10 protein-coding genes are annotated in these 8,927 nt (G+C 73.1%); 6 read left to right on the top strand and 4 right to left on the bottom strand.

Annotated features, from left to right (window positions below; all coding sequences use genetic code 11):
- The 6 genes from ASF82_RS09505 to ASF82_RS09480 all read left to right on the top strand — a co-directional run.
- Positions 1-1,462: S1C family serine protease (locus ASF82_RS09505; protein WP_235491247.1), on the top strand; the 1,462-nt coding region annotated here is incomplete at its 5' end.
- A 153-nt stretch (positions 1,463-1,615) separates the two neighbouring features.
- Positions 1,616-2,659, top strand: coding sequence for a glycosyltransferase family 2 protein (locus tag ASF82_RS09500; RefSeq protein ID WP_056056535.1), 1,044 nt, complete (start codon positions 1,616-1,618; stop codon positions 2,657-2,659).
- Positions 2,660-2,666: 7 nt separating this feature from the next.
- The gene (locus ASF82_RS09495; protein WP_056056534.1) at positions 2,667-3,476 is read left to right on the top strand and encodes a CDP-alcohol phosphatidyltransferase family protein; all 810 of its coding nucleotides are present in this window, start codon (positions 2,667-2,669) and stop codon (positions 3,474-3,476) included.
- Positions 3,473-4,357, top strand: coding sequence for a glycosyltransferase family 2 protein (locus tag ASF82_RS09490; RefSeq protein WP_056056533.1), 885 nt, complete (start codon positions 3,473-3,475; stop codon positions 4,355-4,357). Before ASF82_RS09495 ends, ASF82_RS09490 begins: the two co-directional genes overlap by 4 nt.
- Before the next feature lie 57 nt (positions 4,358-4,414).
- The gene (locus ASF82_RS09485) at positions 4,415-5,704 is read left to right on the top strand and encodes a CDP-glycerol glycerophosphotransferase family protein (RefSeq protein WP_056056532.1); all 1,290 of its coding nucleotides are present in this window, start codon (positions 4,415-4,417) and stop codon (positions 5,702-5,704) included.
- A 78-nt stretch (positions 5,705-5,782) separates the two neighbouring features.
- Positions 5,783-6,088 carry a helix-turn-helix domain-containing protein gene (locus ASF82_RS09480; protein WP_056056531.1) on the top strand — a complete coding sequence of 102 codons (306 nt, stop codon included), beginning with the start codon at positions 5,783-5,785 and terminating at the stop codon, positions 6,086-6,088.
- 12 nt (positions 6,089-6,100) lie between these two features.
- On the opposite strand, the gene ASF82_RS09475 is transcribed toward ASF82_RS09480, so the two are convergent.
- The 4 genes from ASF82_RS09475 to ASF82_RS09460 all read right to left on the bottom strand — a co-directional run bounded on the left by ASF82_RS09475 (position 6,101) and on the right by ASF82_RS09460 (position 8,836).
- Positions 6,101-6,379 (bottom strand): hypothetical protein, encoded by a 279-nt coding sequence (locus ASF82_RS09475; RefSeq protein ID WP_056056530.1) that lies wholly within the window; start codon positions 6,377-6,379, stop codon positions 6,101-6,103.
- 91 nt (positions 6,380-6,470) lie between these two features.
- Positions 6,471-7,238, bottom strand: coding sequence for a hypothetical protein (locus tag ASF82_RS09470; protein ID WP_056056529.1), 768 nt, complete (start codon positions 7,236-7,238; stop codon positions 6,471-6,473).
- A 9-nt stretch (positions 7,239-7,247) separates the two neighbouring features.
- Positions 7,248-8,039, bottom strand: coding sequence for an ABC transporter ATP-binding protein (locus ASF82_RS09465; RefSeq protein WP_056056528.1), 792 nt, complete (start codon positions 8,037-8,039; stop codon positions 7,248-7,250).
- A complete protein-coding gene (locus ASF82_RS09460; protein WP_056056527.1) occupies positions 8,039-8,836 on the bottom strand; it encodes an ABC transporter permease in 798 nt (265 codons plus the stop codon). Before ASF82_RS09460 ends, ASF82_RS09465 begins: the two co-directional genes overlap by 1 nt.
- Positions 8,837-8,927: the final 91 nt, after the last annotated feature.

Genomic DNA, 8,927 nt, shown 5'->3' with positions numbered 1-8,927 from the left:
CCAGCAGCCCGGCAGCTACCAGCAGCCCGCGTCGTACCAGCAGCCCGGCAGCTACCAGCAGCCTGCGTCGTATCAGCAGCCCGCGTCGTACCAGCAGCCCGGCAGCTACCAGCAGCCTGCCTCGTACCAGCAGCCCGGCAGCTACCAGCAGCCCGGCCACGCCCAGGCCGGCGACCACCCGCAGACGGCCGGCTGGCACGACCAGCAGACGGCCCCGCAGGCCGGGTGGCCGACCGCCGACGGGCAGCCGCAGGGCACCTGGGCGGCACCCGCGCCGACGGAGAAGAAGTCCCGCCGTGGCCGGGGCGTCGTCGCGGCGGCCCTCGCGGTCGGCCTGATCGGCGGCGGGGCCCTCGGCGGCGTCGTCGGCGGCGCGGTGGCCGGCGGCGGCAGCTCCACGGTCGTCGGCCAGTCCCGCGACCTGACCGTCAACGACTACGCCGACGCGACGGCGATCACCGCCGTGGCCGCGAAGGCGACGGAGTCGGTGGTCACCATCACCGTGACGGCCGGCCAGTCGGGCGGCACCGGCTCCGGAGTCATCGTCTCCGACGACGGCTACCTCGTCACGAACACGCACGTGGTCACGCTCGACGGCGCCAGCGCCTCCGGCACGATCTCGGTCACCCTGAGCGACGGCCGCATCCTGCCGGCCACCGTGGTCGGCCTCGACCCGACCGTCGACCTCGCCGTCCTCAAGATCGACGCCACGGGCCTCACCCCCATCACCTTCGCCGACTCGTCGAAGCTCAACGTCGGCGACACCGCGGTGGCCATCGGTGCCCCGCTCGGGCTCTCGAACACGGTCACGGACGGCATCGTGTCGACCCTCAACCGCAGCATCACGGTCCAGTCGTCGGCCGCCCCGACCGACGGCTCCGACGAGGGCCAGCAGAACGACAACAACGGCCAGGGCCCGTTCTCGTTCAACAACGGCGACGGCAGCACGCAGAACCAGGCGAGCAGCGTCATCTCGCTGCCCGTCATCCAGACCGACGCCTCGATCAACCCCGGCAACTCGGGCGGCGCGCTGCTCGACGCGCAGGGCGAGCTGATCGGCCTCAACGTCGCGATCGCGAGCTCGGGCGAGTCGTCGGGCAGCATCGGCGTCGGCTTCTCCGTGCCGTCGAACCTCGTCAAGCGCGTCTCCGACGAGATCATCGCGAACGGCTCGGCGTCGCACGGCCTCCTCGGGGCGAGCGTCGACGACGCCGCGAACGTGCAGGGCGCCGACCGCGTCGGAGCGGTGATCGTGGAGATCAGCAGCGGGGGAGCCGCCGAGGCGGCGGGCCTGCGCAAGGGCGACGTCGTCACGGAGTTCAACGGCGTGCCGGTCACCAGCCGCACGGACATCACCGCGCAGGTGCGCTTCCTGGCGGGCGGCAGCACCGCCGACCTCACGTACGTCCGTGACGGGAAGTCGGCCACCGCCTCCGTCACGCTCGGCACGCTCACGAGCTGAGGCCGAGCGCGGCGCACGCCGCGACAGCACGCCGCGAGGGCGGGCCCGGGGCTCCCGGGCCCGCCCTCGCCTGTTGGTAAGCTCGCGGGGATGCCGGCGGCATCCCCCGTCCCCGACCGTGCGCCCAGCGCCGTGAGCCCGAGGCCCGACACCATGGCACTGCCCGACACGCCCCTCCCCGGTGTCTCGTACGTGATGCCCGTGCTCAACGAGGAGGCGGAGATCCGCGCCGCCGTCGAGAGCCTCGTCGCGCAGGACTACCAGGGCCCCTTCGAGGTGCTGCTCGCCCTCGGGCCGAGCGTCGACCGCACCGACGAGGTCGTCGCCGAGATGTCGGCGGCCGACCCGCGCATCCGGAGCATCCCCAACCCGGTCGGCTCGACGCCGGCCGGCCTCAACGTCGCCATCCGGGCCTCGGTGCACCCCGTCACCGTCCGCGTCGACGCGCACTCCGTCCTGCCCCCCGAGTACACGCGGCTCGCGGTCGCGGCCCTGCAGCGCAGCGGGGCCGACAACGTGGGCGGCATCATGCTCGCCGAGGGGCGCACCCCCTTCGAACGGGCGGTGGCGCGCGCGTACGGCAGCCGGGTCGGCCTCGGGGGCACCCCCCACCACGTCGGAGGCGCGGAGGGGCCGGCCGAGACCGCCTACCTCGGCGTCTTCGTGCGCTCCCGCCTGCTCGAGGTCGGCCTCTTCGACGAGGACGTCAAGCGCGGCCAGGACTGGGAGCTCAACCGACGGCTGCGGGCGACCGGAGGAACGGTCTGGTTCACGCCGGAGCTCGTCGTGACCTACCGGCCCCGGCCGAGCCTCCGCAAGCTCGTCCGGCAGTTCGTCGCGACCGGGCTCTGGCGCGGCGAGCTCGCCCGACGGTTCCCGAAGGCGAACACGCTGCGCTACCTCGTGCCGCCGGCCATGGTCGTCGGTGCGGGAGTCGGCCTCGTGGTGGGCCTGGTCGGCGTCGTCGGCGCGGTCGTGGGCAGCCCGTGGGCCTGGGCGCTGCTCGGCTTCGTGGCCCCGGGGGCCTACCTGCTCTTCGTGGTCGCGGCGGCCGTGCTCGCCGCGCGCGGCGAGAGCCTCCGCACGCGGCTGTGGTTTCTCGTAGTCTTGCCCTCCATCCACTTCGGCTGGGGATCCGGCTTCGTCTTCGGCTTCCTGTCGCTCACGAAGAACATCACCGCTCACACCGGGAGGTAGCCGCGCCATGACCTCGCTGCCCACGAGGCCGACCTCCATCGACGAGCTCCGCCGCGTCGCCCAGCCCCCCGAGGTGCGCAGCCGCGCCAACGCCGAGCACTGGACGGCGTCGCTGTACCTGCGTGACGTGTCGCCGTACCTGACGTGGTGGCTGCTGCGGACGAGCGTCACGGCGAACGGCGTGACCGGCCTGATGATCCTGACCGGCTGGGCCACGGCGGCGGCCCTCCTGGTGCCCGGCATCGGCGGCGCGATGCTCGCCCTGGTGCTCGGCCAGCTGCAGATGCTGGTCGACTGCTGCGACGGCGAGGTCGCGCGCTGGCGCGGCACGAGCTCGCCGGCGGGCGTCTTCCTCGACAAGGTCGGCCACTACTCCACCGAGGCGCTCATCCCCGTCGTCCTGGGGGTGCGGGCCGCGGGCTGGCCCTTCGACGCGCCCGCCGACTACCTCTGGACCACGCTCGGGTGCGCGCTCGCTCTCGTCGTGGTGCTGAACAAGGCGCTCAACGACATGGTCCACGTCGCCCGGGCGGCCGCGGGCCTCGACCGCCTGGCCGACAAGCGGGGCGGCGCCACGGTGCCCTCCGGCCGGCTCCTCGCCCGGCTCCGCTCGGCGGCGAGGTTCGTGCCGTTCCACCGGCTCTACCACTCGGTCGAGCTGACGATGCTGGCCGTCCTGGCGGCCGTCGTCGGGCTGGTCGTGGGCGACCCGCTGGGCGCTGACCGTGTGCTCGTCGCCGTGCTGCTGCCGCTCTCGGTGCTCGCGCTCGTCGGGCACTTCGTCGCGATCATGGCCTCGAAGCGGGTCAGGTCCTGAGCGCCGGCGCGGCCGGCCTGCCCCGGGTCGGGGTCGTCAGCCTCACGCAGGGCCGACGGCCGGCCGACCTGACGGCGGGGCTCACGTCGCTCCTCCGGCAGGAGGGCGTCGAGCTCGACGTCGTCTGCGTCGGCAACGGCGGCGGGCCGGGGCCCGTGCCAGACGGGGTCGCCGTGCTCGCGCTGCCCGACAACGTGGGCATCCCCGCCGGCCGCAACCGCGGCGCCGAGGAGGTCTCAGGGGACTGGATCTTCTTCCTCGACGACGACGCCTCCCTCCCCTCGCCGACGTTCCTCGCCGACGCGATCGCCGTGGTGCGCCGCGAGGGCGACGTCGGGCTCCTCCAGCCCCGGGTCGTCGACCCTGCAGGGGCGACGTCGCCTCGCCGGTGGATCCCGCGCATCCGCAAGGGCGAGCCCACCGACAGCGGCGACGTCTTCTCGGTCTGGGAGGGCGCGACGCTCCTGCCCCGCGACGTCTTCGACGCCTGCGGCGGCTGGGGCGAGCCGTACTTCTACGCCCACGAGGGCATCGAGCTCGCCTGGCGCGTCTGGGCGCAGGGCCTCCGCGTGCGCTACGACGGCGACCTGGTCGCCCACCACCCCGCCATCGACCCGGCCCGTCACGCCGAGTACCACCGCCTGAACGCCCGCAACCGGGTGTGGCTGGCGAAGCGCAACCTCCCGTGGCCGCTCGTGCCCGTCTACGTGGCCTCGTGGACGATCGTCCAGGTGCTGCGCTGGGCCCGCACGCCCGTCCGTCTCGGCCAGTGGTTCGGCGGCTGGGCCGAGGGCTGGCGCACGAGCCCGGGCGGGCGCCGCTCGATCGGGTGGGCCGCCGTGGCCCGGATGGCGAGGGCGGGTCGGCCGCCGGTGATCTAGCCTGGATCAGCCCGGTCGGCACCCCGCCCGGACCGCCACCGATCGGAGGACGACCTCGTGCCCCTGAGACGAGATCTCTCACTCGCCCGCGGACTCGCCCGTCGGGCGTTCCGCTCGCGCCAGCAGCGGCGGCGACTCGAGCGGCTCGACCGCGAGCGGGTCCGTCGCGCGCCGGAGCCCGGCTCCGTCAGGGTCGCCGTCTACTTCGCGGACACGTCCGTGAACATGTACCAGATCCGCCAGTGGTACGCGCCGCTCGCGCACCTCGCCGAGACCTTCCCGGTGGCCATCGTCTCCCGGTCGCCGGGGGCCATGCTCGCGCTGATGGAGGAGTCGCCCGTCCCGGTGGTGTACGCCCGCCAGGTGGCCGACCTGGAGGCCTTCGTGGAGGCGCACCCGCTGGCCGTCACGCTCTACGTCAACCAGAACGCCAAGAACTTCCAGATGATGCGCTACGGGCGCATGTGGCACGTCTTCGTCAACCACGGCGAGAGCGACAAGATGTACATGACCACGAACCAGTTCAAGGCGTACGACTACGCCTTCGTGGCCGGCGACGCCGCGCGGGAGCGCCTCGCCGCGGCCCTCTGGGACTATGACCTCGACGCGAGGGCCGTCCCGGTCGGCCGGCCCCAGGCCGACCACACGGCGGGCGACGTGCCCTTCTCGCCCGACGACCGCACCGTGGTGCTCTACGCGCCGACCTGGGAGGGCGACCGGGCGGCCGCGGCCTACGGCTCCATCGCCAGCCACGGCACACGGCTCGTGCCGGCGCTGCTGGCCAGCGGCCGCCACCGGGTCATCTACCGCCCGCACCCGCGGAGCGGTGTCGTGGACCGCGACTACCGGCGGGCCCACGAGGAGATCGTCGCCGCCGTGGCGGCGGCCAACGCCGCCGATCCGACGGCCCAGCACGTCTACGACGCCGGGGGTGAGCTCGGCTGGCAGCTCGCGGTCGCCGACGTCGCCGTCAGCGACATCTCGGCGATGGTCTACGACCGCCTGGCGACCGGTCGGCCCCTCGTGGTCACCCGCCCCACGTCGCCGCTGGCGGACGTCGACGAGCGGGGCTACCTCGGCTCGGCGGAGTGGTTGACCGCGGACGACGCGTCGCAGGTGGTGGAGGTCCTGGACAGGGTCCAGGCGGACCCGGAGGCGCAGGGGCGCCTGCAGCACTGGGTGCGGCACCACTTCGGCGACACGGCCCCCGGGGCGGCGACGCAGCGGTTCGAGGCCGCCGTCGCCCGTCTCGTGGCCCGGCGCGACGAGTACGCCGCGCGGGACCCCCAGCCCCCGCGTGCCATAGAGGAGGCGGATCCGTCGGACACCGGCGACGACGGACTCTAGGGCATCCAGTCACCGGTGATGCATGCCCGGGCGGCACGGCATCTGGAGTTCTGTGCGCAGGACGCGTACTCATGATGCATGCCTGAGCCCTCGTCGCCCGCCGCCCACCTCTTCGGCGATCGAGTCCGCCAGGAGCGCCAGCGCCTGGGGCTCAGCCAGGACGAGGTGGCGCACCTCGCCGGCATGAACGTGTCGAACTACGGCAAGATCGAGCGAGGGGTCGGCAACCCCGTGCTGCACACGATCGTGCGCCTGGCCGTCGTGCTGGGCGTCGACCCGGCGACCTTCGTCAAGGGGATGAGCGCGGAGCACCTGCCGCCCGTGATCGAGACCTTCACCGCGGCCGAGTACGTCGCCGAGCGACGAGCCCGCTCCGGCCGCTGAGCTCGGCGGCCGTCAGAAGCTGAACCGCCACAGGTACTCGTCTCCGCCGGGGCGGAACCAGCGGACGACGGCGATGCCCCGCCGCTCGAGCTCCGGGCCGATGACGCTGACGCTCATCGAGCCGCCGGGCTCGAGCCGCGAGGTCGCCACGGGCACGAGGAGGCCGGTGTCGAGCAGCGTCACCCGGAGGTCGAGCAGGGGCTCGTCGCCCACGTTGAGGAGACGCTGCACCCGCGGGCCACGAGAGCGGTCGACGGCGAGGGGGACGGGGTAGGCGGTCGTGGTGTCCATGGCGTGACCGTAGGTCGTCCCGCCGACACTCGTGCGGTCAGCCTGTGGGCGACGGGGCCGTGGGGAGGGACGGCGGCCACGGACGGGGTGGCTAGCTGTGGATCTCGAGGGGGAAGGCGGCGGGTGCCGGGCCGAAGGCCGTCCTGGCGCTCTGCACGACCTTGCGTCCGAGCGCGTGGTTGCCCGCGCCTCCCACGACGGCTCCGATGCCGAACGGTGCGGCACGGCCGAGGATGCTCGCGCCCTGCGAGGCGGCGAAGCGGCGGACGAACTGCTTCCGCACCTTGCCCATGAGGCCGTCGATGGCGGTCTTGGGCAGCTTCTGGGTCACGAGCTCGCCCCAGAACGCCGTGCGGGCCGGCGCGGTGCCCAGGGCTTCTCCGGCGAACTGGCGCACGAGCGAGGCGCCCGGCGCCCCGAGCAGCATCGCCATGACCAGGGCACGGGCCCGGTCGGGGTCGGTCAGGGCGATGCCGTGCACCTCCGTCACGGACTGGGAGAAGAGGGCGCTGGCCTCGAGGAAGCCCGCGGTCTCGACGCCGGAGAGCGCCAGGGAGATGCCCCAGCCGATGCCGGGGACGACCGCGCTGGCACCGACCGCGGCCCCGCCCGCCGTGACGGCGGTCAGGTACTCGCGCTCGAGCATCCGCACGAGCTTCTCGGGCGTCGCCTTCGGGTGACGACGACGGAGCCGTCGCACGTGGGCGACCGCCACCGGCCGCTGCACCGCGAGGACCGCGTCGAGGCGCCGGAGCCACGGCGACTCGGTGAACGGACCGGACTCGTCGGCCTCGGCGACGACGTCGGACGGGACGGGCGGGAGCGGCTGCGGGGTCTCGGGCACGGTCTGGTCGGGCATCGCTGGAGCCTACGCCGCCGGGCGGGGAGGGTGGTCGGAGGCGTACCGGGCCAGCGCCTCGTCGAGGGGGCCGTCGAGGACGAGCCGACCGCCGTCGAGGTACAGGCCCCTCGAGCAGAAGCGCTTGAGGTCCCGCTCGTTGTGCGAGACGAGGAAGAGGGTCCGGCCGTCGGCGAGCATCTCTTCTATGCGTGCGTAGCACTTCTCGCGGAACGCCTTGTCGCCCACCGCCAGAACCTCGTCGACCAGGATGACCGGCTCGTCGAGCCGGGAGATGACGGAGAAAGCGATGCGCACCTTCATGCCGCTGGAAAGGTGCTTGTAGGGGGTGTCGACGAACGCGGAGATCTCGGCGAAGTCGATGATCTCGTCGAAGCGCTCGTCGATCTCGGCCCGGCTCATGCCGTGCAGGCCGGCCGTCAGGTAGACGTTGTCGCGGACCGTCAGGTCGGCGACGAACCCTCCGGTGATCTCGATCAGCGGAGCCACCCCGCCGACGACCGAGACGGTGCCGGTGTCGGGGAGGATCACCTCCGCGACGAGCTTCAGCAGCGTGGACTTGCCCTGCCCGTTCCGCCCGACGACCCCGATCGCCTCGCCCCGCTGCACGGTGAAGCTGACGCCGCGGAGCGCCCAGAACTCGCCGGGGCGCGACCGGCGGCTGCTGTCGGAGAAGAGGTCCTTGAACGACCGGCGGCCGCGCTTGTTGCGGCGGAACCGGATGCCGACGTCGTCGACCCGGATGACGGGGGCGTCGCCCTCCTCGACGGTCGCCCGCCCTGGCCGCGTGCTCGAGGTCATCAGATCTCCTTCAGGACGGCGCGCTCGCTCGAGCGGAAGACCGCGAGCCCGACGGCGAGGAGCAGGAAGCACATGCCGGCGCCGACGAGGGCCTCCGTCAGGTCGAGCTGCTCGGGGAAGAACGCGGAGCGGTACAGCCCGAAGATGCCGCTCAGCGGGTTGAAGGCCGCGAGGAGGTGGAGGCTCTCGGGCAGGTCACGGGTGCCGTAGATGATCGGCGACGCGTAGAACAGGAAGCGCAGGGCGAGCTTCGTCGCGCGCTCGAGGTCTCGGAAGAAGACCACGAGGGGAGCGACGAGGAGGCCCACCCCGGCGACGAGGACCGCCTGCAGGGCCATCGCGACCGGGAAGAACACGACCTGCCAGTGCAGCTGGGCGCCGCCGAGGACGGCGAAGAGCGCGAGGACGGGCAGGCTGAGGGCGAACTCGATGCCCTTCGAGGCGACCAGGCGGAGCACCCAGATCGTCCGGGGGATCTTCGTGGACCGCACGAGCTTCGCCTCGCGGAGGAACGCGCGGGTGCTGTCGGAGACCGCCCCGGTGAACCACATCCACGGCAGGAGGCCGCTGAGGAGGAAGACGATGTAGGGGTCGTCGCCGACCGACCGGCGGAACACCACCTGGAAGACGAAGAAGTAGATCCCTGCCATGACCAGCGGGTCGAGGATCGACCACACGTAGCCCAGCGCCGAGGTGCTGTACCGGACCTTCAGGTCACGGCTCGTGAGGAGCCACAGGGTCTGGCGGTAGCGCGCCGACGACGATCGCCGAGGGCGCTCGGCCTGGGCTGTGCTCACGGGTGTCCTCTGCGGTCAGGGACACCTCGGGGGCAGGGCGAGCCTCGACGGCCAGGTCGCCCGACGTGCTGGTGGTCAGTCGGGCTGACGG

Origin of the sequence: Frigoribacterium sp. Leaf164, assembly GCF_001423665.1 — a bacterium.
In the GTDB taxonomy this organism is placed as follows: Bacteria; Actinomycetota; Actinomycetes; order Actinomycetales; family Microbacteriaceae; genus Frigoribacterium; species Frigoribacterium endophyticum.
Note: the sequence above shows the minus strand (reverse complement) of the source record. Positions and strands in the feature narration are given on the sequence as shown.

Bases quoted from the DNA above. Each gene is read 5' to 3' on its own strand.
- ASF82_RS09500 (WP_056056535.1), top strand. From the start codon at position 1,616: ATGGCACTGCCCGACACGCCCCTCCCCGGTGTCTCGTACGTGATGCCC.
- ASF82_RS09495 (WP_056056534.1), top strand. From the start codon at position 2,667: ATGACCTCGCTGCCCACGAGGCCGACCTCCATCGACGAGCTCCGCCGC.
- ASF82_RS09480 (WP_056056531.1), top strand. From the start codon at position 5,783: ATGCCTGAGCCCTCGTCGCCCGCCGCCCACCTCTTCGGCGATCGAGTC.
- ASF82_RS09475 (WP_056056530.1), bottom strand. From the start codon at position 6,379: ATGGACACCACGACCGCCTACCCCGTCCCCCTCGCCGTCGACCGCTCT.
- ASF82_RS09470 (WP_056056529.1), bottom strand. From the start codon at position 7,238: ATGCCCGACCAGACCGTGCCCGAGACCCCGCAGCCGCTCCCGCCCGTC.
- ASF82_RS09465 (WP_056056528.1), bottom strand. From the start codon at position 8,039: ATGACCTCGAGCACGCGGCCAGGGCGGGCGACCGTCGAGGAGGGCGAC.